The 24,282-nt window shown below is 67.1% G+C and carries 29 protein-coding genes and 1 tRNA gene; 11 read left to right on the top strand and 19 right to left on the bottom strand.

The window, feature by feature from the left end; all coding sequences use genetic code 11:
* The 3 genes from KCH48_RS13785 to KCH48_RS13775 form a co-directional block, all read right to left on the bottom strand.
* A complete protein-coding gene (locus KCH48_RS13785) occupies positions 1–936 on the bottom strand; it encodes a bifunctional MaoC family dehydratase N-terminal/OB-fold nucleic acid binding domain-containing protein (protein ID WP_307840878.1) in 936 nt (311 codons plus the stop codon).
* 17 nt (positions 937–953) lie between these two features.
* A complete protein-coding gene (locus KCH48_RS13780; RefSeq protein ID WP_210573742.1) occupies positions 954–2,129 on the bottom strand; it encodes an acyl-CoA dehydrogenase family protein in 1,176 nt (391 codons plus the stop codon).
* A 224-nt stretch (positions 2,130–2,353) separates the two neighbouring features.
* Entirely contained in the window at positions 2,354–2,677 is a 324-nt protein-coding gene (locus tag KCH48_RS13775; RefSeq protein WP_210573740.1) for a hypothetical protein, read from the bottom strand.
* Between the two features lie 366 nt (positions 2,678–3,043).
* Here KCH48_RS13775 and KCH48_RS13770 point away from each other — a divergent pair, with 366 nt between their 5' ends.
* The 3 genes from KCH48_RS13770 (at position 3,044) to KCH48_RS13760 (ending at position 5,784) form a co-directional block, all read left to right on the top strand.
* The gene (locus KCH48_RS13770) at positions 3,044–3,910 is read left to right on the top strand and encodes a bifunctional DNA primase/polymerase (protein WP_210573738.1); all 867 of its coding nucleotides are present in this window, start codon (positions 3,044–3,046) and stop codon (positions 3,908–3,910) included.
* 159 nt (positions 3,911–4,069) lie between these two features.
* Positions 4,070–4,738: an RNA polymerase sigma factor gene (locus KCH48_RS13765; protein WP_210573737.1), complete on the top strand. Its 669-nt coding sequence runs from the start codon at positions 4,070–4,072 to the stop codon at positions 4,736–4,738.
* Positions 4,735–5,784, top strand: a complete 1,050-nt coding sequence (locus KCH48_RS13760; RefSeq protein WP_210573735.1) for a CU044_5270 family protein — start codon at positions 4,735–4,737, stop codon at positions 5,782–5,784. Before KCH48_RS13765 ends, KCH48_RS13760 begins: the two co-directional genes overlap by 4 nt.
* Before the next feature lie 260 nt (positions 5,785–6,044).
* Here the strand turns inward: KCH48_RS13760 and KCH48_RS13755 are convergent, their stop codons facing one another.
* Positions 6,045–6,434 (bottom strand): hypothetical protein, encoded by a 390-nt coding sequence (locus KCH48_RS13755; protein WP_210573733.1) that lies wholly within the window; start codon positions 6,432–6,434, stop codon positions 6,045–6,047.
* Positions 6,435–6,643: 209 nt separating this feature from the next.
* Between KCH48_RS13755 and KCH48_RS13750 the strand changes: the two genes are divergently transcribed.
* From KCH48_RS13750 to KCH48_RS13735, 4 genes are all read left to right on the top strand, one after another.
* Complete coding sequence (locus tag KCH48_RS13750) at positions 6,644–7,030, top strand: NUDIX domain-containing protein (protein WP_307840880.1); 387 nt, start codon at positions 6,644–6,646, stop codon at positions 7,028–7,030.
* Positions 7,031–7,074: 44 nt separating this feature from the next.
* Positions 7,075–7,314 (top strand): hypothetical protein, encoded by a 240-nt coding sequence (locus KCH48_RS13745; protein ID WP_246885218.1) that lies wholly within the window; start codon positions 7,075–7,077, stop codon positions 7,312–7,314.
* A 607-nt stretch (positions 7,315–7,921) separates the two neighbouring features.
* Positions 7,922–8,419: a hypothetical protein gene (locus KCH48_RS13740; protein WP_210573731.1), complete on the top strand. Its 498-nt coding sequence runs from the start codon at positions 7,922–7,924 to the stop codon at positions 8,417–8,419.
* Between the two features lie 2 nt (positions 8,420–8,421).
* Complete coding sequence (locus KCH48_RS13735) at positions 8,422–8,787, top strand: hypothetical protein (protein WP_210573729.1); 366 nt, start codon at positions 8,422–8,424, stop codon at positions 8,785–8,787.
* Positions 8,788–9,754: 967 nt separating this feature from the next.
* Here KCH48_RS13735 and KCH48_RS13730 read toward each other — a convergent pair.
* From KCH48_RS13730 to KCH48_RS42210, 10 genes are all read right to left on the bottom strand, one after another.
* On the bottom strand, positions 9,755–10,411 hold the full coding sequence (locus KCH48_RS13730; protein ID WP_210573727.1) for a hypothetical protein: 657 nt from the start codon (positions 10,409–10,411) through the stop codon (positions 9,755–9,757).
* A gap of 1 nt (position 10,412) precedes the next feature.
* Positions 10,413–11,405, bottom strand: a complete 993-nt coding sequence (locus KCH48_RS13725) for a hypothetical protein (RefSeq protein WP_210573725.1) — start codon at positions 11,403–11,405, stop codon at positions 10,413–10,415.
* Positions 11,406–11,838: 433 nt separating this feature from the next.
* Positions 11,839–12,192, bottom strand: a complete 354-nt coding sequence (locus KCH48_RS13720; protein ID WP_210573723.1) for a hypothetical protein — start codon at positions 12,190–12,192, stop codon at positions 11,839–11,841.
* A gap of 689 nt (positions 12,193–12,881) precedes the next feature.
* Positions 12,882–13,106, bottom strand: a complete 225-nt coding sequence (locus KCH48_RS13715) for a hypothetical protein (RefSeq protein WP_210573721.1) — start codon at positions 13,104–13,106, stop codon at positions 12,882–12,884.
* A gap of 121 nt (positions 13,107–13,227) precedes the next feature.
* On the bottom strand, positions 13,228–13,446 hold the full coding sequence (locus KCH48_RS13710) for a hypothetical protein (RefSeq protein ID WP_210573719.1): 219 nt from the start codon (positions 13,444–13,446) through the stop codon (positions 13,228–13,230).
* 585 nt (positions 13,447–14,031) lie between these two features.
* Positions 14,032–14,334 (bottom strand): hypothetical protein, encoded by a 303-nt coding sequence (locus KCH48_RS13705; protein ID WP_210573717.1) that lies wholly within the window; start codon positions 14,332–14,334, stop codon positions 14,032–14,034.
* Positions 14,318–15,061 carry a GntR family transcriptional regulator gene (locus tag KCH48_RS13700; RefSeq protein ID WP_210573837.1) on the bottom strand — a complete coding sequence of 248 codons (744 nt, stop codon included), beginning with the start codon at positions 15,059–15,061 and terminating at the stop codon, positions 14,318–14,320. Before KCH48_RS13700 ends, KCH48_RS13705 begins: the two co-directional genes overlap by 17 nt.
* Before the next feature lie 17 nt (positions 15,062–15,078).
* Positions 15,079–15,303 carry a hypothetical protein gene (locus tag KCH48_RS13695; RefSeq protein WP_210573715.1) on the bottom strand — a complete coding sequence of 75 codons (225 nt, stop codon included), beginning with the start codon at positions 15,301–15,303 and terminating at the stop codon, positions 15,079–15,081.
* Between the two features lie 202 nt (positions 15,304–15,505).
* Complete coding sequence (locus tag KCH48_RS42215; RefSeq protein ID WP_246885217.1) at positions 15,506–15,694, bottom strand: hypothetical protein; 189 nt, start codon at positions 15,692–15,694, stop codon at positions 15,506–15,508.
* Between the two features lie 115 nt (positions 15,695–15,809).
* Positions 15,810–16,088: a hypothetical protein gene (locus tag KCH48_RS42210; protein WP_307840877.1), complete on the bottom strand. Its 279-nt coding sequence runs from the start codon at positions 16,086–16,088 to the stop codon at positions 15,810–15,812.
* Positions 16,089–16,166: 78 nt separating this feature from the next.
* On the opposite strand from KCH48_RS42210, the gene KCH48_RS13685 reads away from it, so the two are divergent.
* Positions 16,167–16,922: a GntR family transcriptional regulator gene (locus KCH48_RS13685; protein WP_210573711.1), complete on the top strand. Its 756-nt coding sequence runs from the start codon at positions 16,167–16,169 to the stop codon at positions 16,920–16,922.
* Positions 16,923–17,042: 120 nt separating this feature from the next.
* Here the strand turns inward: KCH48_RS13685 and KCH48_RS13680 are convergent, their stop codons facing one another.
* The 3 genes from KCH48_RS13680 to KCH48_RS13670 all read right to left on the bottom strand — a co-directional run bounded on the left by KCH48_RS13680 (position 17,043) and on the right by KCH48_RS13670 (position 19,572).
* A complete protein-coding gene (locus KCH48_RS13680; protein ID WP_210573709.1) occupies positions 17,043–17,579 on the bottom strand; it encodes a hypothetical protein in 537 nt (178 codons plus the stop codon).
* Between the two features lie 361 nt (positions 17,580–17,940).
* Positions 17,941–18,027, bottom strand: a tRNA-Ser gene (locus KCH48_RS13675).
* A 63-nt stretch (positions 18,028–18,090) separates the two neighbouring features.
* Positions 18,091–19,572 (bottom strand): S1C family serine protease, encoded by a 1,482-nt coding sequence (locus KCH48_RS13670; protein WP_210573707.1) that lies wholly within the window; start codon positions 19,570–19,572, stop codon positions 18,091–18,093.
* Positions 19,573–19,866: 294 nt separating this feature from the next.
* On the opposite strand from KCH48_RS13670, the gene KCH48_RS13665 reads away from it, so the two are divergent.
* From KCH48_RS13665 to KCH48_RS13655, 3 genes are all read left to right on the top strand, one after another.
* Complete coding sequence (locus KCH48_RS13665) at positions 19,867–20,694, top strand: glycerophosphodiester phosphodiesterase (RefSeq protein WP_210573704.1); 828 nt, start codon at positions 19,867–19,869, stop codon at positions 20,692–20,694.
* 129 nt (positions 20,695–20,823) lie between these two features.
* Positions 20,824–21,462 (top strand): ATP-binding protein, encoded by a 639-nt coding sequence (locus KCH48_RS13660; RefSeq protein ID WP_210573703.1) that lies wholly within the window; start codon positions 20,824–20,826, stop codon positions 21,460–21,462.
* A 110-nt stretch (positions 21,463–21,572) separates the two neighbouring features.
* A complete protein-coding gene (locus KCH48_RS13655; protein ID WP_210573696.1) occupies positions 21,573–22,538 on the top strand; it encodes a DUF5926 family protein in 966 nt (321 codons plus the stop codon).
* A gap of 267 nt (positions 22,539–22,805) precedes the next feature.
* Here the strand turns inward: KCH48_RS13655 and KCH48_RS13650 are convergent, their stop codons facing one another.
* Together KCH48_RS13650 and KCH48_RS13645 are read right to left on the bottom strand one after the other, a co-directional pair.
* Entirely contained in the window at positions 22,806–23,339 is a 534-nt protein-coding gene (locus KCH48_RS13650) for a hypothetical protein (protein WP_210573689.1), read from the bottom strand.
* 56 nt (positions 23,340–23,395) lie between these two features.
* Entirely contained in the window at positions 23,396–24,061 is a 666-nt protein-coding gene (locus KCH48_RS13645; protein WP_210573687.1) for a bifunctional DNA primase/polymerase, read from the bottom strand.
* Positions 24,062–24,282: the final 221 nt, after the last annotated feature.

The raw sequence follows: 24,282 nt of genomic DNA, 5'->3' as shown, positions 1-24,282 counted from the left end.
TCAGGCCTCGCCCTCGGGAACCCGGAAGACCGGCAGCACCAAGGCGCCGCCCGGGTCCTCGTACCGCTGGAATTCGAGCCGTACCGGCAGGCCGATGCGGACCTTGTCGTAGGGCACCCCCACCACGTTGCTGATCATCCGCACGCCTTCCGCCAGCTCGATCAGGCCGACGGCATAGGGAGGATCGAGGGCCGGGAACGGCGGGTGGTGCATCACGACGTACGAATAGACCGTGCCCTCGCCGCTCGCCTCCACCGTGTCCCAGTCCAGGCCGCCGCATGCGTTGCACCCCGGCAGCCAGGGAAAACGCAGGGTCGCGCAGCCGGTGCAGCGCTGGATGAGGAGCTGATGGCGGTCCACTCCTTCCCAGAAGCCGGCGTTGTCGCGGTTGATCACCGGCCGGGGGCGGGGGGCTTTCGGCGTCTTCCGCGCGGGGGCGTATTTGAGGATGCGGAAGCGGTGGGTGCCGACCAGGTCCCGTCCCACCCGGACGTCCATGCGGGTCGTGACGAAATACCCCGTGCCCAGCTTGGTCGTCTTGCGGTCCGACACCGACTCGATCACCGCGTCGTAGGAGATCTCGTCGCCGGGTCGCAGGGGGCGCAGATACTCCTGCTCGCAGTCGGTGGCGACGACCGAGGTGCAGCCCGCCTCGTCGAGGAGGGTGAGCAGGTCGTCGTACGCCTGGGAGCGTCCCGTATGCCCGGAGAGGCCACCCATGGTCCATGCCTGGAGCATGGTGGGCGGGGCGATGGCGTCCGGTCCTGAATACGCCGGGTTGGTGTCGCCCAGCGCCTCGCACCAGTGCCGGATCATCGGTTCGTTGACCGGATCCTTGCCCGCGCGCGCGACGGCGGTCGCCCGCCCCTCGAACGCCTTCAGCCGCGCCCCCAGCTCGTCCTGCACCTCGCTCACCCCCGTCCGCTGTCCGCTCACCCCCGTCCCTTGTCCGCTCACCGCCGCCCCCTCGTCATCCCGAGCCGCATCGTCGCGACGATCTCCCGCTGCACCTCGCTCACCCCGCCCCCGAACGTGTTGATCTGCGCCGCCCTGTTCAGCCGCTCCAGCTCGCCGTCCCCGAACGCCCCCGGCGACCCCGAACGAACCAGCCCTGCCAGCCCGTCCGTCCCGATCGCGTGCTGACATATTCGGTACACCGCCACCGCCGATTCGGTTCCCGCGACCTTCACCCCGCTCGCGTCGCCGGGCGCGAGGCGACCTGCCCCCACATCCCCCACCAGACGCCAGCTGAGCAGGCGCGATGCCGCCAGCCGGGCATGTGCCTCGGCCAGCCGCGAGCGCACCCACGGCTCGTCAACCCGGCGCCTCCCCGTCACCGGATCGGGGGTACGTACGGCGTTCAGCGCGGCCGTGTAGAAGTCCTCGGCCTGCATGCCGAGCGCGGCGAGGGCGACCCGCTCGTGGTTGAGCTGGTTGGTGATGAGCGTCCAGCCCTCGTTCTCCGCGCCGACGAGGTTGCCGGCCGGGACGCGGACGGCGTCGTAGTACGTGGCCGTCGTGGTCTGCCCGCCGACCGTCTCGATCGGCGTCCAGGAGAAGCCGGGGGCGTCGGTGGGGACGAGGAGGATCGAGATGCCACGGTGTTTGGGTGCCTCTGGGTCGGTGCGGCAGGCCAGCCAGATCCAGTCGGCGTGCTGGGCGCCGGAGGTGAAGATCTTCTGCCCCTCGACGAGCCAGTCGCCCGCGCCGTCCCGTACCGCCCGGGTCCGCAGCGACGCCAGGTCGGTCCCGGCCGACGGCTCGCTGTAGCCGATGGCGAAGACGAGTTCCCCGCGCAGGATGCCCGGCAGGAAGGCGGCCTTCTGCTCCTCGCTGCCGTACTTCATCAGGGTCGGCCCGACCGTGTTGAGGGTGACCATCGAGACGGGCGCGCCCGCGCGGTACGCCTCGTCGAAGAAGACGAACTGCTCGTCCGCGCCCCGGCCCTGACCGCCGTACTCGACGGGCCACCCGAGCCCCAGCCAGCCGTCCGCGCCGATACGACGTCGCAGTGCGCGCACGCGCGCGTGCTCCTCAGCCGGGGGCGGCCCGTCCGGCATGAGGGCCCGGAAGTACGTACGCAGCTCGGCGCGCAGCCGCCGCTGGCGCTCGGTGGGGGCGAGGTGCACGATGACGGCCCTCCGGGGCGTCGTACGGGCTGAGGGTTTCTGACTGTCCGTCAGATACCGTGCTCTGTCAAGGTCGTCGCCCGCACCCGGAACAGCGCCTGTCTCGTGCGGAAAACGCCTGCGCGGCGGTGCCGAAGCACCGCCGCGCGGACGTGTGATCACCCCACAGAGCACACCCCACAAGGGAGTTCAGGACCGGCGCCCGAGGGCCGGCCCTCCCGGCCTCACCAGAGGGGCGCGAAGCCGACGGCGACGTTCTCGTTGCCCTGGTTGATGGCCGTGAAGGCGGAGCCGTCGACCTGGGCGGTGTTGCTCTGGTTAGAGGCGCCGTCGCCCACCGCCTGCTGCTGCGTGGTGGACGAGTTGCCGTTGTTGTCGTCGCCGACGCCGCTGCCGATGATGCCGGCGGAGGCCTTGGTGGCGGTCGCGTTCGATCCGTCGTCCGCGAGGGCGCCGTTGTCCGCCGTCGCGACGCCGGCGAAGAGGGCTGCGGCGAGCGGAAGGGCGGAAACGGCGGCGATGACGCGGGCGGTACGGATGCTTGCCATGTTGTTCCTCCAGAACAAGGTGCGCATCGGCTGTCGGGCCGAAAGTGCGCGCGGTACATGAAGTACGGCTTGTACCAAGGCAGTTGGCCATCCGCCTCAGCGTTGTGCACGACGTCGCAAGATCAGAGTTGCCCACCGAATCCCCGGCGAACCACCCCGGATGCCCCTATTCGCCCTGAAGCGTGATGACAAGTCGATAAACCCCTTTGGTTGCCTTCAGCCACAGGCCGGGGCGGGCCGGACACCTCCACCCCAAGCGCCACAAGGGGTGAAGCGCTCCGGCGTATATCCGGCCAACATGCGGTTCCCGGCGAGTCGCGCCCTACCTCCCTTCCCTTTTTCGAACACCTGTACGAACATGGAGGCATGGCCACCACCGATCGGCAGGCCACGATGCTGGCCCTCGCACACGCCCTGTCAGCCGCGGAGCGCGGACTGGCCGTCATCCCCCTGTCCCGGACGAAACTCCCGGCCCTGCGCTCCCCCCACCGCGACGACCCCACCGCACCCCTCTGCCACGGCGAATGCGGCCGCTTCGGCCATGGGGTGTACGACGCCTCGACCGACCCGGCACGCATCCGCGAACTGTTCGCCGCCGCCCCCTGGGCCACCGGCTACGGCATCGCCTGCGGCCTCCCCCCGCACCACCTGATCGGCATCGATCTGGACACCAAGTCGGGCACCGACTCCTCGGCGGCCCTGCGCGAACTGGCCCTGCGGCACCTGTTCACGATCCCCGCCACCGTCGTCGTCCTGACCCCCAGCGGCGGCCGCCACCTGTGGCTCAGCGGCCCGCCCGACGTCGTCGTCCCCAACTCCGCGGGCCGCCTGGCGCCCGGCATCGACATCCGCGGCGCCGGCGGCTACCTCGTCGGCCCCGGCTCCCGCACCGAGTACGGCGTCTACAGCACCGCCCCCGGCACCGCGCACCTCGCCCCCGCGGCCTGCCCGCCCGCCCTCCTACGCCTCCTGCTCCCACCGCCCCGCACCCACCACCCCGCACCCCCGTCGACCGGCGGGCACGGCCAGGGCCTCGTCCAGTTCGTCCTCGCGGCCCACGAGGGACAGCGCAACACCCGCCTGTTCTGGGCGGCTTGCCGCGCCTACGAGGACGGCATCGGCCCCGACCTCGTCGAACCGTTCGTTGAGGCAGCCCTCAACACCGGCCTCACCGAACGCGAAGCCCGCGCCACGATCGCGTCGGCGGCGCGCATGACGGGGCACCAACCGTGAGGGTGCGCCGGGGCGCGCAACCGTGCGCCCCGGCGGAAGGTGACACTGGGAGGCGCCTGCGCTGAGGCAGTGTCGGCCGTGCGGGAAGGCCATGCGTGCAGTCGCGCACCGGGCTTGGCCCGGCTGGACCGCAGTGTGGCGCAGGCCACTGGAACCCCCATGGAACCGCGGAGAGTTACGAGTGTGAGGGAAACGGAACGAGGAGAGTCAGTACGTACGCGCATACGGGCCGGGGACCGTGAGGCCTTCGCCGAGCTGTACGACCAGCACGCGCGCGCGGTGTACAACCATGCCCTACGGCTGACCGGTGACTGGTCGGAGGCCGAGGAGGCGATGTCGGAGACCTTCCTCGCCGCTTGGCGTACCCGGGAAACCGTGGACCCGGAGGGCGGATCGCTCAAGCCGTGGCTGCTCGGCATCGCCACGCACAAGGCACGCAACGCCAACCGTGGGCTGCGCCGCCGGCTAGCCTTCCTGGCCCGTAGCCCGGCCCCGCCGCCGGTCGAGGACTTCGCGGACGAGACGGCCGGCCGGATCGACGACGCGCGCCGTCTCGCGGTGGTCCATCGCGCGCTGAGCCAACTGCGCCGCCAGGACCGGGAAGTGCTCGCTCTCTGCGTGGCCTCCGGGCTGGACTATCAGCAGGCCGCCCAGGCGCTCGGCGTCCCGGTCGGCACCGTGCGTTCGCGGCTGTCCCGCGCCCGCGCGCGGCTCGCCAAGCTGAGTTCCGGCCCACCCGACGACGGGGTGGAACTGCCCGACCGTCGCGGAGAGGTAGAGGGTGAGGCCGCGTTCGCGGCCATGTTTCTGCAGGAGGAAACCCCATGAACGCTGACAAGCCGCCGAGCGCCGGCTCCGCCCGGAGCGAGGCCGAGGAGTTGCTGTCGGCACCGGCCGAATGGGACCTCCCGCCGAGCAGACACCTCCACTTCAAGGACGTTCTGATGCAGCGGATCGACCGCGACAGCTCCCCTTCGACCCAGTCGCCCCCGGCACCGCGCCGCCGATTCCCGCGTACGGCCGTGGTGTTGCCCGTTGCGGCGATGGCACTGGCCGGCGCACTGGTCGTCACACTCTCCGGGGGCGGAAACGGTTCCGCGCCGGCAGCGGGGACCACGACCGCAGAGGCCCGACCGAACAACGCGTCCGTGACACTCGACCGCATCGCCGCCGCGTCCATGGCCACCGACGCGACGCCGGTGAAGGACGGCCAGTTCGTGTACGTCGAGAGCCTGGTCCGCTCGAACAAGGGCACCTTCGGAGGAGCCGTGCGGCTCGGTGCCGTGCACAAGCGGGAGGCCTGGTTCTCGCAGGACCCCGACCCGGTCAAGATCACCGGCTGGCTCCGCGACTCCGGGAAGGACGCCATCATGCCCGGTCAGACCATTCCCATCGAGTCCCCCAGCGCCTACCCGGTGGGCATCGACCGCCCCACGTACAAGTGGCTGGCCTCACTGCCCACCGACCCCGACGCCCTGCTCGAACTGCTCTACGCCCAGACCCAGGTGGGCGAGGACGAGTCGAAGGAGCAGGCCGTCTTCTTCAAGATCGGCGATCTGCTGAACGAAACGATCATGCCGCCGGAGAATGCCGCCGCGTTCTACAAGGCGACCGCGAGGATTCCCGGCGTGACCGTCATCCCCGACGTGGTCGACACCGCCGGGCGTCACGGCATCGGCATCACCCGCGAGGACCCGGCCTCCGCGGTGCGCGACGAGTGGATCTTCGACAAGCAGAAGCTCACCTACATCGGCTCGCGTTCGTACTTGACCAAGGACGAGGAGAAGGGCACCGAAGCCGAGACCCTGATCGGCACCGGCGCCGTCATGCGCCGCACGGTCGTCGACACGCACCCCACCACGACCGCAGGCTGACCCCCCACCGCTCCCGGCAACACAAAAGGGGTGCCCCTCCTACGAGGGGCACCCCTTCCGCCTGCGTTCCTACGCCGACCTGCGGTGGGTGTGGGATTTGAACCCACGGTCACATCGCTGCGACGACGGTTCTCAAGCCCTTTCGGGAGCCGGGCGGGATCTCCGCTCCCACGCAGGTCAGAGCCGCGAAACCGGGCCGCCGCAGTCGCAGCCATGCTTGTCGTGCCCTCTGCGTGCCCCAGGCGCACGATCGTGCCCGCTCAGCCGCCGGTCACAGCGGGAACAATCACTGCGGCGACAGCCGACAACAGCCCTCCAACGGCGAGAGCGCCATTGAACTTCTCTTTGGCCGTTGGAAACACGGAGCGACTCACGTTCCCGACCTTGGTGCGCAGAACAATCATCTTGATCTTCTGCCACCTGTGCTGACGCTTCGAACACCCCATCAACACGCCATAAGCGTTGTTCCGGCAGTAGGTCTGCCCGTCTCGGTTAACCGCTCCACACCAGACCGGCACCTGGAAGGCGGCATAAGCCGAGACACCGACTGACAGAGCCACGATCACCGACAATGCCCACTGCTGGCTCCAAGCAACAACCAAGGCAGCAGCCACCATGTATCCCCAGTACAGACGCACCACTTTCCCCATGAGCACGCAGAGCAGTGGCGCATATGCACAGCGCATAGACGCGAATTGGACAGGCCCTATACGTGCCCGGCGTCGTGATCGATCACGGAGCAGAGGGGCATCACACGGCGCCCGGGTGCCGCACAGAGCGACGCCTCGGACCGTGATTCTGGCCAGGGGCGTCACAAGTGCGGGCGTCTCAGAGCGGTTTGTGCACCTCAGGAGAGCCGATCCCTTCTTGCCCTCCGAGCCATGCATCGGCCGCTGCCGCCACCTGGGTACTCCCCGGAGGTGTACTCGAACTCGACGAGACCCCCGGGGCAGGCGTCGCCCGCGAGGTCCTGGAGGAGACGGGCATCCACATCGAGGTGGACGAACTCACCGGGGTCTACAAGAACACGACCCGAGGCATCGTCGCCCTGGTCTTCCGCTGCAAGCCATCCGGCGGCGCTGAGCGAACGTCGACTGAGTCGACTGCCGTTGCCTGGCTCACGCCGGAAGAGGTCAGCGAGCGCATGACCGAGGTCTACGCGGTCCGTCTCCTGGACGCCCTGGACGGCAACCGCCCGCACGTCCGGAGCCACGACGGCAAGCAGCTCATCGGCGGGAGCATGTGAAGAACAGACTGCCGGTGGAAAACGCGGGGGACACAGACGTCTGCTTGTCCATCGAGCCGTATGGCGAGGACTTCTGGCTGAGGCCCCGAGGGACCTTCATCGTGGTGCCGATGAGCGACGGCGACGCACAGTTCACGGTGGTCGTCGCGACGGGTGTCATCACGGTGTGGCTCTACGAGGACGGCGACCCGCACAAAGTGATGCTCGACTACGAGGTGGTCGACGCCAACGGCGAGAAGCTGGAGTGCGGGCATCAGCGGCCAGCTGGTTCTGGCAACGCCTGAGTCCTGGCGTTTCGCCCTGCCGAGCTGCCGAGTGTCAGCCGCGATTAGACCCAAGCGCCACACGCTAGCGGGATAGAACTTTCCCTACTTCATCAAGGCCCGCGCACAGCGCGGGCGCGCGCCGCCCCTGCGCGGCCCGCCTCCTGTCTTCGCCCCGGCTGGCCGCGCCCGGCGGCGCGCTAGGCGACTGCGGGCATGAAGTGGGAGACACCCTCTGTGGCTGGGCGGTCGGCTCCACGGCTTTAGGCAGCCACTTTGGGGCGAGCCTCTAAGATCATGGCCCCAACGTCGTGCTTTAACGGGCAGGTCCACAGACTGCCCGACGCGCCGGAAGCTTACGGGGCCATGATCACTCGCCCCATGGCAGCTCCCGCCCAAAGCCGTTCCGCCGACCTCAGAGTGCTGCCCTACGCAGGCGGCAGTTCCCACAGATAACTCTGACCGGTCACATCGCAACGACGCCAGTAATCCATGCGGAGAGCCACATCTCCAGGGAGATCGGCGCCAACAGATTTAGCCAATACAGGCAGATGACCAGTCGCGCACCACTAGAATACGCCACAGCAAGATCGACTACTTCCTGCCGACCAACCGAACCGGAGGGCTGGTGTCCGTTTACGACATCGTAGACAAGGCATCTACATTCACCAGCATCCCGTTTGCCTTGGTGGGCTTCGGCGTCACCATCTGGCAATCATGGCGTGCAGCAACAGCTGCAGAAAAAGCTCAGCTAGCCGCAGAGTCAATGCGAGATAGAATCAGCAAATCCTCCCTGATTATGCTCATTCCACAGCTGATGCGAATAGAAGACGAGATCGATCGGGCAGTGAATGAAAATGATGTGCGCCTTGTTGTGTCTTGGATTAATACATGGAGATGGCAAGCAGGGCAAGCAAAAGGGCTCCTGCAGGCCGCAAAGGCAGACGATCCGAAAGTAATGAAAGCCCTGCAGGCGTCGATCACAGCATGCGGTGACGCAAAAAATGCGCTTGTCGCCGGATCTAATGACTTGGTGCAGGATTCAGCAGCCGCACGCAAGGCCATCAGTAAAGCAGCTGGAGAAATGGGCTCACTGGCCGCCAACTATGGAATGCAAGGAGAATAGGTATGGGGCCCAACTATGCAAAGCTTCAGCGAGTAGTAGAGCTGGTCATCTCTCTAACGCGAAAAGGCCGTCTGGACTGGACGCGAATGCGTAAGTCGCGAACCCGCGACGGTTACACCGCCTCCATGCCAGACGCAACCGTGCAGGTCTACAGCAAAGATAGCGATGGCCGCCAGCCGTTCATCCTGGAGATTTACGACGGCGTGGGGGAATTGAGCGTTCAGGCCTCCTCTCACGAATTGGGGGGAGAACTTTTCGAAATGATCGCCGACCTTTACGAGGCTGCTCACGAAAGCGCCACAAACGTGGATCCGCTTCTTGACTCCCTAATTAATATTCTCCAACGAGAGGATGACTCCCAGGGTTGATCTGCGACTAACAGTGATCGGAGCATGGCTGTGCAAGCCCGCGAGCACGACGACGCGTGGGCAGCGCGCCTGGACAGCTGGACTGCGCCTGCGTGTCTAACTGCGTGACAACGCCCACGTACGGCGACGGACAACCACACACCTCTGGACTATTGCAGCTGGTGACAGGTGCACCGCCCCACGGTCAACGGCCCACCCGAGTTGCTTCGGGGCGAAGCGGTCAACGCGGAAACGCCTTGGAGCCCGAGCCGTGGCGGCCATAGGGTTGCGTCGTCCCGCCAACAGGTGCCCCGGGGCGCCCGAGGCGAAAGCCGAACCGGTGGGAGTAAGAGGCGGCTCACGGGGTGGCCGTACGAGCGTGGCGCGCGATCGGCGTCCTGAGTAGTCCCCGCCGGACCCGGGCTGTACAGCAGAGAAGTACAGCAACCACAGCAACCGGTCCCGTCCCGGGGTGTCCCTCCGGGGCCGTTGCGCAACTGCTATGACCGGCTGTGACTGGTCTGCATAAAGCTACGGATCAGAGAGTTACGGCTGTGGTGTGTGCGCGACGGACCGCATCACAAGCGCGCCAGATCTAGCGGGGAACAGCGGTGAATCCACTGAGCCCGACGAGGCCTCAGCCGCACCGTTTCCTCAGGTCAGCGTCTCAACCGGTCCCAGAATGCCGCAGCTTCCAAACTGATGGCCGGCTGCACGCGCCCGCGCACTCCAGCGTGAACAGTTCGCGCCTTCACGGATGAAAGGAAGCGGGCCACTGTGCCTAGGCCTTGGGGACTGCGCATCAGGCTAGGGGAGGCGGCATTACGAAGTGTGGGGCGCCCACCAAGACGGGCGGTTGGTGTCAGCGGAGCGTGGTGTCAGGCACCTCGCGCTGCCCAGTCCATCAGGGGCCGTGGTCGGCGTACGGTGTGGCCCAGCGCAAGGAGAAGGAAGTCAAGGAGAAGAAGCGCAAGATACGCAAGAAGCGCTAGCCAGCTGCATTTGCTAGATCCCGGCAGATCGCGGCAATTTCGCGGCCCGAAACAAGGGATCGTTCAGCAGTTCCTGCCAGTTCCGCAGGATGCGGCGTAAAGATAAGCGGGCCAGGACTGCCGGGGGGATCATCTTTGGAGACGAGCAGTGTAACGACCGGCGCCACGTCAATCACCGTCTCGTGAATCCTTCTAGACGGAATGTGATATACCTGACCGGGCCCCACATTACGACGCTGCACCTCTCTTAAATTAACACGCCCCTCGTGAGTGAATTCATTCTTCGAACCGTACTTAACACGAATGGCGTCATGACTCCCCCGATCTTCAGCGACTGCTTCGATAGTCAAGTCGGTCAGTTCTCCAACCAGCACGCAGCTCTTGAGCTCCCACATGTGATCATGAACTAGACCGAGGGCGTCACTCTCAGGACAAGGCGAAGTCCAAATGTGAACGCGCACCCGCATACCCGCAAACTGCTCATCCAACAGCTCGGTTAGTTCTGCATGGATGAAACCAAGAGGATGCAGGAATGCCTGAAAGCTTTCGGCTTTATTAGAAATACAGTTGAGGAGTTGCCGGCTATTGAGCGCCAGGGCATTACCGTCCGACGATGACCGCACCATGTGTACTGCACGCCGAATTGGCTCCACGCTAGTTCGCCCTCCCTGCAAACGCGAGTTGCGCGATTCTTGAGAAATCTAGATTCTGAGCGTTGGCCCAGTTTCTCAGAAGAGGCTGGCTTGAGCGTCCTCCTGTGTTGATTCTCATGGCGCTCAGGGCGTCTTGCGCGTGCTGCGCACCGACAGTGGTCCAATCTGAAGGGAACATTGACGCCTCCGACGGAAGCATAACGCGCGGAAGCCCCCCTGTGGCCTGCTCCAACTCATCGCGCACTGCCGTGTAATGCCAGCCGTTAGAAGGAGCGTACAGCGCCCTCTCTTCCGGATTGGGTACAGTCAGGATAAGTCCTGCATCACTCATATCGTAGCGCAGAGGGCTAAAAAGAGGCAGGAAGGAGACTTCCGGGTTGATCCGAGTGCGGTACCCATACCATGCCGCAGCATATAGAAGGGAAAGCAGTTCATCACGCACTTTTCCTGGATCGCCAGTCGTTGGACGGTGACGGGAACGCGCCCGGTAGTCAGCGTAACGACGACAAAGATCCTCGTGGGCGGGGTTAAGAACCTGCATGACATAGGGAACGTCTCGACTTGTCACCTTTGCTAGGGCTGGCAGAGCAGTACTACGTTGCCAACTGCCCAAACCGCCCCGAAAATGCCAGGAATTCGCTGACTGCAAGAGAGCTTGAAGTCGCCCATTGATCTCATATGGCGGGATCTCGACAGCCTGAGCCCCCACACCTCGAAGTTCGATTTCCTGTTGGAGGCGGCCCACAACTGAAACGACCTCTTCTAGAGCTGTCCGTTGTTTCACAGCAGCCCTATTCGTCGCCACTATCACCCCCAGAAAGAAGATCAGAATAAAGATTGTCGCCTTGGCTAAGGTTTCGACACTCAAAGAAAGGACGTTGGACAAGTCAAGCAGCATGAGTGCAGCGATTACAGCGATTACGATATACGTGGCGGCGTCACTTGGGGACCGCTTTGCTGCAGCGGCAAGGTTCCGAATTCCAGAGAAGGCCATAAACGGATGATAGATGATCTATGGTCCCACCGCGAGCAATCAAGAAGCCAGCGCCGATCGAGCCTGTTCTTAGGCTCGAGGCCCAGATCGTGCGAGCATTCAGTTCACGGAACGCTGGGAGATTCCCGCAGTCGCGTCCGCCCTGGGGGCTGTCGATCAGCGACCCCAGCCGACGGTGAACGGCTTCAGCAGGCAACTAGCCAGCTCACCGGAAGCTGAGCGCCCAGCCGAGAGTTCGGGACGCAGCGATCCGTGCCAGACGCGTGCCAGATCGTGCGGGGAACAACGGGGAATGGCGGGGAACGAACTGACCACCCACCATGCGTCGACACCGCTCCGCCGCAGGTCAGGACTGGAGCAAGCCCTAGATGCCCTTTGCTTCCCAAGCTAAGAGTCAGCTCTAGGAGTCACGCACCTCCCCGCAGCCGAACTCTCATGACTCGGTTACGCCATCGCGCATGCGGCGAGGAAGCCCCTGCCAGTCCTCCATCGCGCCCTGTATCAGTCGCTGTAGGCGTTCCTTGCCTTCGACCTTGAGCACGTCTCGCAGGCAGGCGCAGGCGGCTAGGTCCCTGTTGCCAACGATGCAGATATAGATACCCGCGATCTGCAAGCCCCGCGCAGCTGCCGCGAGTTTCGCATCAACCGGCAGTGGGATCCTCCGGGCCAGCTCTTGCGCAAAGACCCGCTCGATCCTGGGGCGCCCGAGCAAGCCGAAGAGGCCGCCTGCTGCGCGGCCAACGGCCTCATGCAACCAATCCTTGCCTTTGAGGATGCTGCGCGCCAACTGGGCGAGGTCATCACAGCCTCTCCGGCGATGGCGCTTCACGAGCGTTTTCCACGTCTCGTCCGAGACGTAGGCGGAGGCGCGCTCAGCGATGACCGCGGTGCCACCGTGTTCGACGACGTCCAGGCATAGCCGCGCGGCCTCCTCCGCTCTCTGACGCTCTCGGGTGGCTTGTGTTGGAGGCTGGGGGCGTCGTTGGAGCCGAGTGGCGGCCATGGGCGCGGCCGACTGCCGCGGTGCTCGACGCTGGGGTTGGGCACGCTTCGCAGGTCGTTTACGGGGTGTCGGGACGCGTCCGGCCGGCCGACCGCGATGGTGATGACATCGCACGTCTGGGTCGGTCACTCGGTTCTTGCATAACGTCCCGTCGTCGGTCTGCGCACGGCACCGATACACCATGCCGGAAGTGTGAGGACGCGCCAAGAAGCCAGACAAGTATACCTATTTGGCCAGCAAAACCCCCGCGACCCCCTCTCGGGCCGACCAAGGCAGCAAGAAGGACTGGAGAACGCACGGCCGTCTCATTTTCCGTCTCATTCAGCCCCGTTCACGGCCGTTCAGGCGAGACCCGGAGTCGTCTCCGCACCGGCAGCCAGCCGCCCATGAACGCAGGTGAACGCCCCTGCCCAGAGCCCAGGACCCCACCACCACAGTTGGAAAGCGTGTTGGCCCCTCGGTTGGGGAGGGCGTCAGCCCCTTGTCTCCGAGCCCCAGCGTTCCGGCCCCACTCCGCACCAGTCGATCCACGGCACCCCCGCGACCTCAGCGGGGTCGATCTCCAGGCCGGCTCGGCGGAGGAACTCGGCCACGTCGGCCACATTGTGGGCCAGGCCAAGGATCTCACCGTTCACGCGCACTCGCCGGCCACCGGTGGGCGAAGGCGGATGCACGATCACGCGAATCGGGCCGGACATGGCTTCAGGATCATCCGGGATGTACGGCCCCGCATTCCAGCACGTCATCTGAGGACCCTCAGTGTCCGGACGACAGCACACGTCGCGTTGAAGCCGCAGGTAGATCCGCTGATGGAGCCACTCAGCACACGTCCCCGTCCGACCGTCCCAGGTCACGCAGTTCCCACCACTCCGCGGCGCTTGGCCGCCGTTGCCGCCAGTAGGGGTGGAAGAACAGCCGAGACGACAGCCGGTACAGATGTCGGCGCAACTCGGTACGGCCCGGCTGCTCCGCAAGCTGCCGGTAGGTGGCGCTCCACTCCTGCTGCGTCCGGGCAAGGTCGGCGGGAAACGGTCGCATGCACAAATTCAATCATGTGTTCGATTTACGAGTCTATGGAGGAGGGGACCTCGCCTGTGATGTTGTGATCCGGCTTCCCGACCACAGCTCGGCGTTGGTTGGCCCTCTTCAGCGTGGCTGTCTGTCGGTGGGCGAACACACTCGCGCCTCCTCTGCACCGTGCTCTCGCCCTGGCTGCGGTCGAGGGAGGAGCATGGGAGTTGAGCGAGCAAGGGAGGTCCGCTATGAAGACCGGAGCCTCGGATTACGACCGCTGGCTGTACTCTCACACGCCCTCCCAGGCCGAGGGCGAGCGTGACGAACCGGCTGAGAACGCGGCCATGGAGCAGCACCCGGACGTTCCCAGGACCGAGCCGTCTCAAGCGGAGGGCGAGCGGGTAGACGACACCAGGACCACCTGACCGTCGCTAAGCGATCAATGAACGGCGCACACGGCAGCCGCCCCGACCGACGTTCCCGGGCGGGGCGGCGCAGTTGCGAGAGGCCCTGCTCAGATCCTGAGCGCATACGCAGGAGCCGCTACCGACTGTTGCTGATCACGTATCTGTACGCCGCACACCAGTACACGCCACTGGAAGGGCCCCTTCACGAGTGGTGAGAATCGCTCACTGACAAGAGGAACCCTCGGCTCGTCGCGACGCGGAGCACGTCCTGCAAGGCTTCGGTCAGCTTCCTCGTCAGAGGGCGCAGCTCTCCCAGATCCGCGTCCTCGGCGCCGAGAACTTCCTGTGCCTGCTCCAGCAGTTCGGCTGCCATCCCGAGTTGGACCGCCTCAATGTTGTCCGCCAGGCGGGACATGTAACCATCGCGGTCGTCGGTGCTGAGGTAGCAGGGCTTGCCATCCGGCCCCGACCACGGGAGAAGCCGCAACTCACCCTTGTCCGTCATCCTTGTCTCCCGGCTCGTCGATCACGTGGTGGGTGGTGAAGACCGCATCAGCGCGGTCTCCCGGGAACACCAGAAGCGCGGCTTCGACCACGCGCCCAGTGGAGTCGGCCGTCACGCGTGTAATCGCGAGAACCGACAAGGCCGAGCTGATCCGAAGGGTCAGGACTTCGTCCGGTGTCGGGAGGCGAGTGGTGACTGTCTCCCGGACTTGCGCCAGCGGATGGCGCGGCACCGGAAATCTCGCCCACGTCCTGTCGCAGGAAGGCGAGTCCCCGGCCACCGCGGCCGGCGCCAGGTCGCGAGGGACGTAGATGCGAGCCAGGCTGTGCGGCAACTCCCCCTCATGGCTGAGGTAGAGGAACTCGGTCAGTGAGCTGCGGACCGGCACCTTCAACAGAGCCGCCAGATGACCAGGCGCCCGGATCTGCGTGGTCCGAACAGTGACGCGGAGAGCCGCATCAGCAGCGATCAGTGCGTCGGGCCCAACCCTTCCGCCGAGGTACGTGATTCTGCGCAGGGGGCGACGGACGAAGTTGCCCTTGCCGTGGATCTTCTCGACAAGGCCCTCCCGCTGGAGCACTGCGAGAGCGTTCCGCAGTGTCGGCGTGCTGACCATGTATTGAGAGGCGAGATGGGCCTCAGAAGGAAGGCGTTCGCCCGGCTTGATCCGTCCGGTCGCGATCTGGTCCCTCAGGTCATCGGCGATGGCGTCACGGCGAGAAGGCATAGAAGGCACGGACTGGATCACCGCCTTCTCAGCATCCGCAGGGCGAGGAGCCGGGTCCGCTTGTGCACGGTCAGCAGTTCACCCGACTCGAACACGAGCTGCTCTGCGCCGTGGGGCAGTTGTAAGAGGTCCGTCACACGGCAGTGCTGGCCGCCGACCTCGATGACGTCTCCGCGCTGCACGCTGGCTGAGGTGATCTCGACCGTGGAGGCCAACGCGGCGCTGGGTGCCGGTCGCCTCACGGTGCCACCTCAGTCGGTGCGTTGCGGTCAACGGCCGTGTGGCAGGAGCAATCGCACGCCTCGTAGACCACCGGGATGTCCACCGGCGCCGCGGGCAGGGAGGTTTCCGTGCACGTGCGGTGCGTACCGATCCGGCACGAGATGGACAGATAAGGGTTCGCCCGACAGAGGATGGCCTTCGCATGGCCAATGCGGGGGTGCATCAGAAGGCCCCTTCCGGGACGTACCAAGTGCTCGCGGGGGCCGTAGAGCGCTGCCGCTCCCACTCCTCACTGGCCAGCACGTACGGGCGGACGAGCGCGGTCTCCTCGCCCGCGAGAACCTCCACGCCAGCGCGACGCCTCGCCATGAGCGGCGTCGACCCGTCGGAGAGGCCTGATGCAGCTGCCATTGGCCGAGTGGACATGGCGGACGTTAAGGGGCGGCGATGCCGACCCCTGGGGCGGTGCCGCCTACTTACGAACGAAGCGGCACGACGGATACGGTTGAACACGCTTTCTCAGCTCCTATCGCTGAAGGCCAGGGCCCCCGACATCGCCCGTCGGGGGACCCGCTTTGCGTACGACCGCCCAGAGAGTGCGGCCGTTCATGCTGGTGGCGCGTAACCCGAATCGATCGGCCTCGGCCACCACTTCCAGGACCTCCCGCCATGACTCGGCGGAGAGCGATTCCGGCACCTCCGCCTCGATCGACGTGCATCGGATGTGCTCCTCCACACGCGTGGTGAGCCCGACGGTGGACAACCGAGCGGCGATGGCCTCCGCGCTTAGACCCGAAGCGGGCACAGGGCAGCCTCCCTCACCGGCGATCACTTTGAGTGAAGCTAGTTAACTAGATTAGAGCTAGTGGACTAGATTTTCCATATGCCTGAGCAGCCGCCCTACCTCCGCATCGCCGACGAACTCCGGCGGCGGATCGCGGAGCATGTGTGGACGCCGGGGGACCGTCTGCCCTCCCGCGCCCAGATCGGCCAGGAGTACGGCGTGGGCGAGAACGTGGTGCGCCGGGCACAGGAGTTGCTGATTTCCCAGGGCGTACTGGAGGGTCGGGCAGGATCCGGCACTTACGTCGCCGAGCCCCGGCAGCGCGTACGGGTTGTCCGTTCATCGGCGCGCGAGCGGCCCGAGAGCTCCCCGTTTCGCGCGGACATGAAGGCCGTGGGCAGGCAGGGGGACTGGGAGAGCCGGACCGACGCCAAGGTCCCGGCGCCGGCGGAGATCGCGGCGAGGCTCGGTATAGCCGAGGGCGACCTGTGCGTCCGTACCGAGTACGAGTTCCTCGCCGACGGCAGGCCGGTGCAGCTGTCGACGAGTTGGGAACCGTACGACCTCACCGCCGGCACTCTCGTCGTCCTGCCCGAGGGAGGGCCGCACGCCGGAGCGGGCGTCGTGAACCGGATGGCGGAGATCGGAATCACCGTCAGCCACGCGGTCGAGCAGCCGGAGCCACGGCAGGCGACCACCGAGGAAGCATCACTTCTCGGCATCCAGAAGGCCGCTCTGGTCACGCACATCCGGCGGACCTACTACAGCGACCAGGGACGCCCCGTGGAGACGGCGGACATCGTGGTGCCCGCCGCCCACTGCGAGATCGTCTACGAGATTCCGATCAACCGTTAGAGGCCATGTCATTGGGTGAGGCGTGGTGGCTTAAGCATGACGACGAGGGGGGCCGAGCCAAGCAATCCTCAGGCTCGAATCCCCGAGTGCGACAGCTCCAGGCCGTCATAACAGTCCTGATTAGGGAGTCTGGGTCGGCGCGAGCCGCCATCGCCCGGAATGGCCGGGTGGGAGCGCCAGGTCGCGCCGGACGGCCGCGTAGTAGCTTTCACGCGCGGCGCGCTGGCGCTCAAGCATGGCAGACCACGTCTCTGGGCTATGGGTCCCGTCTCGCAGGAAACTCTCCATGTCCATGATCGCGACGACCCATTCGCGGGCTTTCTCCACCACGTCCGGGCTGCCGAGCATCAACAGTGCTTCCCCGGCCGGATCCCGGTCATCAGTAGCATCGGCCAAATGGGGCGCTGCCTCCTCCGGTGACAAGGGGTGCGGATGAGGATCGTTGCCAAGGTGTGCCGCTATCCGGTAGGTCAGAGTGACAGTCTTCTTCAGCGACCGGGCGTAGTTGGCGTAGGCCGTCAGCCGCCGTTCCTCCCATCGGGCCGCCTGCTCGCGACGGAAGCGGGCTTGATCGCCGCGCATAACCACCAAGTACGACCCGAGGGCGCCGATTACCACGCCCATCAAGGCGGGGAGCTGTTGTATGAACGCGGACATAGCCACACGCTATAGCGAGGGGACAGAAGCTACTTGACGTCGTTCACTTCGCGAGTCGGCGGTAGCCGATGAGTGCCGAGGCTATGCCGACGAACGCAAGGGCGGCGAAAGCGGGTCACTGACTGGTCGAATATCCATTCGACCAGAGGACCGGAACGGCTGCCACCGACGTCTTATCGACGGCGAGCCCGCCACCCAATGGATCAACGAAGGCGGTGGTCGGCCCACAGCCCACGCATGCCCCACCCGTGCCCGATCGCACGGGAAACCACGGGAAGACACGGCGCCGAGCGGGCATCGCACAGCACAACGGCCCCCAACCATATGACCTGGTCAGGGGCCGTTCTCGCTGCTCATCGCGCGGTGGGTGTGGGATTTGAACCCACGGTCACATCGCTGCGACGACGGTTTTCAAGACCGTTCCCTTAGGCCGCTCGGGCAACCCACCCCGCGCTGCCGGTGATCGGCGGCGCGGGAACAAGAGTAACCGGTTGGCACGGGGGTGTGCGGGTCAGTTGTCTCCGACGCGGGAGCCCAGGGTGAGGTCCACGGTGCGGGTCTGGCCGTCGCGTTCGTAGGTGATCTTGACCTTGTCGCCGGGCTGGTGGGTCCAGATCTCGCCGATGAGGGTCGGGCCGGAGTCGATCACTCGGTCGTCGAGCTTGGTGATGACGTCGCCGGGCTTGAGGCCGGCCTTGGCCGCGGGGCCGCCGGCTTCGACGGCTTCGGAGCCGCTGGCACCCTGCTCGGTGATCTTCGCCCCGCCCGTGGTGTCCTCCAGGGAGACGGACGCGCCGATCTTGGCGTAGACCGGCTTGCCGGTCTTGATCAGCTGCTGGGCGACGTACTTGGCCTGGTTGATCGGGATGGCGAAGCCCAGCCCTATTGAGCCGGACTGGCTGGTGCCGCCCAGGCCGCCGTTGCTGGTGGACTGGATCGCGGAGTTGATGCCGATGACGTTGCCCTGGGCGTCCAGCAGCGGGCCGCCGGAGTTGCCCGGGTTGATCGAGGCGTCGGTCTGGAGGGCGCTCATGTACGACGCGTTGCTGCCGGTGCCGTCGCTGGAGGCCACGGGGCGGTTCTTGGCGCTGATGATGCCCGTCGTCACCGTGTTGGACAGGCCGAAGGGGGCGCCGATGGCGATGGTGGAGTCGCCGACGGCCACCTTGTCGGAGTCGCCCAGGGTCAGGGGCTTCAGGTTCGACGGGGCGCTCTCGAGCTTGATGACCGCGACGTCGTAGCCCGCCGCGTGGCCGACGACCTCGGCGTCGTACTTCTTGCCGTCCGGGAAGGTGGCCGTCAGCTTGCCGCCGTCGACCGCCTCGGCCACCACATGGTTGTTGGTGACGATGTGGCCCTCTTTGTCGAAGACGAAGCCGGTGCCGGTGCCGCCCTCGCCGCTGGAGGACTCGGCCTGGATGGTGACCGTGCTCGGCAGGGCCTTGTCCGCCACGCCCGCGATCGTGCCCGCGTCGCGCTTGACGGTGCCGCCGCTGTCGGAGGCGGAGACGGTCGTGGAGTCGCCACTGTCGTTGTTCCTGGCCAGGGTGTAGCCGAGGCCGCCACCCAGGCCGCCCGCGACCAGGGCGGCGGTCAGGATCGCGGCGACCAGGCCACCGCGCCTGCTACGGGGCTTGGGAGCGGGCGGCGGGAAGCCGGCACCCCAGCCGGAGCCCGACCCTCCAGAGCCCCCGTCGGCGTACGAGCCGACTCCCGAGCCGCCTGCGTCCCCGTAAGACGGAGTGGCGGGCGGCGGGGGCGGCCAGGAGGCGTCCGGGGCGGACCCGCCGCCCTGGGGGTGGGCGCCCGGGGATCCGGCCGACGCGTAGGCGGGCGCGCTGCGGGCCGGTTCATGGTCCGGGGCACCAGCGGGCACCGACGGTATGGGAGCCGTCGGCGCGGCCGGCCGCGTGGAAGCTGCGGGAGATTCCACCGGCACGGGAGGTGCGGACGGGGCCGGGGGTACCGCAGTGCCCTCGTTCTCGGTGCTCACAGCTTTTCTCCTCGATCCACGGCTGTTCTTCTCGGTCGCACTCGGTCACACGCGCTCACGCTTGTCGTCGGTCCGGCGCGATTCAGCTGTGCATGTGCTTCTTTTGTCTGCTGACAGCTTTTCCCACGGGCCGTCAGAGCACCATAAGCGGTTGCTGTGGGTGCGAGACCATCCCTTATATAGGACCTTTCGGGCAGGATGGGCGCATCTCGACGCCCCCGCCCGCCACGCGCGCGTGTCCGACGCAGAGGTATCGCCGTCACGCCTACCCCCTCGCGGTGGCACCATGACGCGGTGACCCCTGCACGGCAGCAACGGATTCAAGTCGTCGCCCACCGCGGGGCCTCCGAAGAGGCTCCCGAGCACACCCTGGCCGCGTACAAGAAGGCGATCGAGGACGGTGCGGACGCCCTCGAGTGCGATGTACGGCTGACCGCCGACGGCCATCTCGTCTGTGTCCACGACCGCCGCGTCAACCGCACCTCCAACGGCCGCGGAGCGGTCTCCGCCCTGGAGCTCGCCGAGCTGGCGGCCCTGGACTTCGGCTCCTGGAAGCACCGGGACTCCTTGCGGATGCGGGACGAGGAGCCCGACTGGGAGCATCTGCCCGAGGACCCGGAGGACACCTCCGTCCTGACCCTGGAGCGACTGCTCGAACTCATCGCCGACACCGGCCGCAGGGTCGAGCTGGCCGTCGAGACCAAGCACCCCACCCGCTGGGCGGGCCAGATCGAGGAGCGGCTGCTACTGCTCCTGAAGCGCTTCGGGCTGGACGCGCCCGCCACGCCGGCGGAGTCCCAGGTGCGGATCATGAGCTTCTCGGCCCGCTCGTTGCACCGCGTCCGAGCCGCCTCGCCGACCCTGCCGACGGTCTATCTGATGCAGTTCGTCTCGCCCCGGCTGCGCGACGGACGGCTGCCCGCCGGTGTCCGGATCGCGGGCCCCTCGATCCGGATCGTGCGCAACCATCCGGCTTACGTCGAGCGCCTGAAGCGAGCCGGCCACCAGGTGCACGTCTGGACCGTGAACGAGCCGCAGGACGTCGATCTCTGCGTCGACCTGGGCATCGACGCCATCATCACCAACCGCCCGGGCGAGGTGCTGCGCCGACTCGGTCGGTGAACCATGAAACAAAGCTTGACCCCCGCAGCCCGCATACAGCATCCTCCGATCTCGGCCACACCGGCGAAATCAAGCCACATCGTCACAGGGAGTGCACCGGCGCGTTCGATGCGTATTCGATCGTTGCGAATGCGTCACCGAAGGTTCCCTGGCCGGTTTCCGGTTCAGGCCAATGGGGCATCCACACCGTGGCGTGGGGCAAAGGAGGTCTCGGGGGTGGCGTTGGTGGTGGCACAGGAGGTGCCCACGTCGTCGAGCATGGCCGTACCCCATGGCCCTGCGGGCGTGGGGAAAGCGAGACACCGTATGCGCGCTCAGCTGCGCACGGGTGGTGTGGCGGAATCGGTCATCGACGATGCCGTGTTGATTCTTTCCGAACTCTTGAGCAATGCGTGCAAACACGGTCGGCCGCTGGGTGACGCCCTGGCCGGGGACGGCGACGTCCGGGCCGCGTGGCGGGTGGACCGGCGCGGCAGACTCACGGTCGAGGTGACGGACGGCGGTGGGCCCACCCGCCCGGCTCCGGCCACGCCCTCGGTCACCGCACACGGCGGCCGCGGGCTGAACATCATCACCGCGCTGGCCGACGACTGGGGCGTCCGGGACGACGCCCGCGGCGAGGTCACGGTGTGGGTCGTGGTCCACGACGACGTGCACGACCCCGACGCCGGTCGCCGACGCGACGACTTCGCTACGCGTGTCGCCGCTCCGCGGGTGTCCGCGATAGCCGACCTGGACTTCGGACACGCCTTCGACGACCTGGACTGAAGCCCCCGTCGCACCGGGTCGGCCACGTTGTCCACAGGGTTCCCGTCGGCAGTGGTGTGAACGGCTAGGCTCCCGCCGTACGACACGAGCCGTAACCGGGAGACACGACGATGGCCAAGAAGCGACCCCAGACGAAGGCCCCGCGGCCGCAGCTCACAGATGCCGAGATCCCGGTCGTCGGTGCCCGTGAACCCTGCCCATGCGGCAGCGGCCGCCGCTACAAGGCGTGCCACGGCCGGGCCGCCGCGCACGCGGTGACCGAGCTGGTGCAGCGCCCGTTCGAGGGCCTGCCGGGCGAGTGCGACTGGGTGGCACTGCGTGAGCTGGTCCCGGCCGCGACCGTGGAGCTGACGCTCAAGGACGGTCTGCCCGAGGACGTTCCGTCGGTCACGCTCGCCACGGTCCTGCCGATGGCCTGGCCCGCCCTGCGCCGCGACGACGGCTCGGTCCTGCTCGGCCTGCAGAACGACACGGCGTCCGGCGACATCAGCCGCGACCTCGCCGACACCCTCCAGCACGCTCTCACCGCCGAGCCGGGCACGCCCGTGCAGGGGCGCCGGGCGCCCGGCGACGGTCCGCGGCTGCAGGATCTGCTCGCCCCGGAAGGCCCGTTCGAGCCAGTGGTGCACTCGGGCTTCGAGTTCTGGGTCTCGGACGCGGACAACGCCGCTCCGGAGGTGGCCGCCTCCCTGGAGCGGGCCAACGCGGCGGCCATCCCGACCGTGAAGCTGACCGGCGTGGATGCCGCGTACTGGTGCGAGACGCCGGAGAAGAACCATTTGCGGTGGGTCATGCCGCATCCGGAGGAGCAGCTTCTGGACGCTCTCGCGCGGCTGCACGCGGCCGGGAGGTCGAGCCTCGGGGAGGGCACCCGGCTGGTGGGCTCCTTCCGTGCTCACGGGCTCACCGTCCCGGTCTGGGACCTGCCGAGCGAGGTCACCGCGCAGGACATCGAGAAGCCGGCCGCCGAGTTCGCCGAGCGCCTCGCCACCGCGCTGGCCACGGAGGCTCCGCTCACCGCCGACGAGCGCCGCGCGCGCGGCGGCCTCACCAACCGGCAGGTCACGCTCAGCTGACCGACAGCTCCGGCTGACCGGTCGGTCAGCCGGAGCGAGCCTTGCCGGAACGGCCGGCTCCGTCCACAACTCCCCGTTCCGGCAGGCGAGTCGGTGTCCGAATAGCCGAGCAAAACGAGAGATCGAATTTGCGAACAGCCGATCTCTTGTTACCGTTCCAATAGCCCGGTTGCTGGTGCATCCCCCGTCGCCAGCAACCGGGTCTTTTCATGTGGCCGCCTCGCCGGGGGTGCGAAGAAGCGCGCGAGGGTGAAGACCCGTGGCGCGTCAACCGCCCGCAGGCGCCCCGGAGTTGCTCCCCGACCGCAGCAGCAGCGGCCCCTCGCCGGCCCGGGACGCGAACTCCGCGACCGCCGTGTAGGCACCCACGTCGCCCCGCGTCCGCTCCCGCGGCGTCTCACAGGTGGCCGGCTCGTCGTCGGCGCCGATCGCGCAGCGGATCTGCAGGGTGCGGCCACCGGGCCCCATGAGGCTCAGCACCGAGTCCAGTGCGTCCCCGCTCGCATTGCGGTAGTAGGTGCGCGCCCAGGTGTCCTCACCCTGGGTCATCACACAGGTCTGTGCCTCGATGCCGTCGGGCGAGGTGAGTTCGGGGCCGCAGCGGGCGGCGGTGGCCAGGCCGAGGCCGAGCAGCCCAGGGGCGTCGACGGGTTCGGGGGAGGGCGCTTTGGCGTCCGGCTGACGGGACGGTCGTACGGCCTCGGGGTCCTGGTCGCCCACGGGCCCCGCGGACGCAACAGCCAGTGGCAGCGCGATCGCGCATGCCACCACGCCCGCGAGGGCGATCAGGCGAATATTCATGAAGGGGACGATATCGACCGGATTGGGGCACGCGGCCCGGTGCGCGCCCGACACCCCTACAACTCGGGCGCGCTCACACCCGTACGAGTGAGCGCCTCGACCACGGCGTCCACCACGGCCTCGACGTCGGGCACCCACGGGGAGGCCGAGCCGGGCAGCGGCGCGCGCTCCCAGCGGGTCTGCCCCTGGCCGGTCTCGGACGGCGGCAGCGCCAGATAGCCGCCCTCGCCGTGGAAGCGGAGCGAGCCCGGGACGAAGTCCTGGGCGTACAGCAGTTCGCCCAGCTGCTCCAGGGAGTACGGCTTCACCAGCAGCGCCCACCGGGTGGGCGAGGCCACGACCGGGCCGAGGCGCATGCCCATGCGGTCGAGGGCGCCCAGCGCGCGGGCGGCCGGCAGGGCGGGCAGCGAGACCGCGCACGGAGCCTTGCCGCCGGTGGCCAGGACGATCGGCGCGGCGGGCCGGTTGGTCCACCACCAGCGCACCATGCGGGCGTCGGTGGTGGCCGTGAGGAGGCCGGGGTCGAAGGGGTGTGCGCCGGGAACCGTGCAGTCCGGGTCCGGGCAGGCGCAGCGGGAGCGCCCCTGAGGGTCTGCCGCCGCGCCCGGGAGTACGGGCCACTGCCATTCCGTCGCGAAGGTCAGGGCCGCGCTGATCATGTCAGGCCCCCCGTCACTGCGCTGGGACAGGAGCCTGCGTCGCCTTCCGAGGATCTCGCGCATGAGCGCTCGTTCCTTTCCGTTGCACCGCTGGCAACACCGTGGACCACTCACACCATGTGTCGATCACTTCACTGTGCGTACCTATTGGCGCATCACACCCCAGCCCCAGGCATGGGGAACCCCTATGGGCCGAGCGTTGCAGCTTCCGCGGCAGCCTCGTCCATACTGCGTCTATCAAAAGCACGGGCGTGGCGTGGGGTGGCGAAGTCTGGCGTTTTGCT

The organism is Streptomyces sp. GESEQ-4 (assembly GCF_017948455.1).
GTDB lineage: Bacteria > Actinomycetota > Actinomycetes > Streptomycetales > Streptomycetaceae > Streptomyces.
Note: the sequence above shows the minus strand (reverse complement) of the source record. Positions and strands in the feature narration are given on the sequence as shown.

Excerpts from the sequence above, each read along its gene's own strand:
- KCH48_RS13770 (WP_210573738.1), top strand. The coding sequence starts at position 3,044 with ATGGCCACCACCGATCGGCAGGCCACGATGCTGGCCCTCGCACACGCC.
- KCH48_RS13715 (WP_210573721.1), bottom strand. The coding sequence starts at position 13,106 with ATGTCCGGCCCGATTCGCGTGATCGTGCATCCGCCTTCGCCCACCGGT.
- KCH48_RS13710 (WP_210573719.1), bottom strand. The coding sequence starts at position 13,446 with ATGCGACCGTTTCCCGCCGACCTTGCCCGGACGCAGCAGGAGTGGAGC.
- KCH48_RS13735 (WP_210573729.1), top strand. The coding sequence starts at position 8,422 with ATGGGGCCCAACTATGCAAAGCTTCAGCGAGTAGTAGAGCTGGTCATC.
- KCH48_RS13650 (WP_210573689.1), bottom strand. The coding sequence starts at position 23,339 with ATGAATATTCGCCTGATCGCCCTCGCGGGCGTGGTGGCATGCGCGATC.
- KCH48_RS42215 (WP_246885217.1), bottom strand. The coding sequence starts at position 15,694 with ATGGCAGCTGCATCAGGCCTCTCCGACGGGTCGACGCCGCTCATGGCG.
- KCH48_RS13705 (WP_210573717.1), bottom strand. The coding sequence starts at position 14,334 with ATGACGGACAAGGGTGAGTTGCGGCTTCTCCCGTGGTCGGGGCCGGAT.
- KCH48_RS13725 (WP_210573725.1), bottom strand. The coding sequence starts at position 11,405 with ATGGCCTTCTCTGGAATTCGGAACCTTGCCGCTGCAGCAAAGCGGTCC.
- KCH48_RS13680 (WP_210573709.1), bottom strand. The coding sequence starts at position 17,579 with ATGTCCGCGTTCATACAACAGCTCCCCGCCTTGATGGGCGTGGTAATC.
- KCH48_RS13660 (WP_210573703.1), top strand. The coding sequence starts at position 20,824 with ATGCGTCACCGAAGGTTCCCTGGCCGGTTTCCGGTTCAGGCCAATGGG.
- KCH48_RS13765 (WP_210573737.1), top strand. The coding sequence starts at position 4,070 with ATGGAACCGCGGAGAGTTACGAGTGTGAGGGAAACGGAACGAGGAGAG.
- KCH48_RS13760 (WP_210573735.1), top strand. The coding sequence starts at position 4,735 with ATGAACGCTGACAAGCCGCCGAGCGCCGGCTCCGCCCGGAGCGAGGCC.
- KCH48_RS13700 (WP_210573837.1), bottom strand. The coding sequence starts at position 15,061 with ATGCCTTCTCGCCGTGACGCCATCGCCGATGACCTGAGGGACCAGATC.
- KCH48_RS13755 (WP_210573733.1), bottom strand. The coding sequence starts at position 6,434 with ATGGGGAAAGTGGTGCGTCTGTACTGGGGATACATGGTGGCTGCTGCC.
- KCH48_RS13685 (WP_210573711.1), top strand. The coding sequence starts at position 16,167 with ATGCCTGAGCAGCCGCCCTACCTCCGCATCGCCGACGAACTCCGGCGG.
- KCH48_RS13645 (WP_210573687.1), bottom strand. The coding sequence starts at position 24,061 with ATGCGCGAGATCCTCGGAAGGCGACGCAGGCTCCTGTCCCAGCGCAGT.
- KCH48_RS13655 (WP_210573696.1), top strand. The coding sequence starts at position 21,573 with ATGGCCAAGAAGCGACCCCAGACGAAGGCCCCGCGGCCGCAGCTCACA.
- KCH48_RS13775 (WP_210573740.1), bottom strand. The coding sequence starts at position 2,677 with ATGGCAAGCATCCGTACCGCCCGCGTCATCGCCGCCGTTTCCGCCCTT.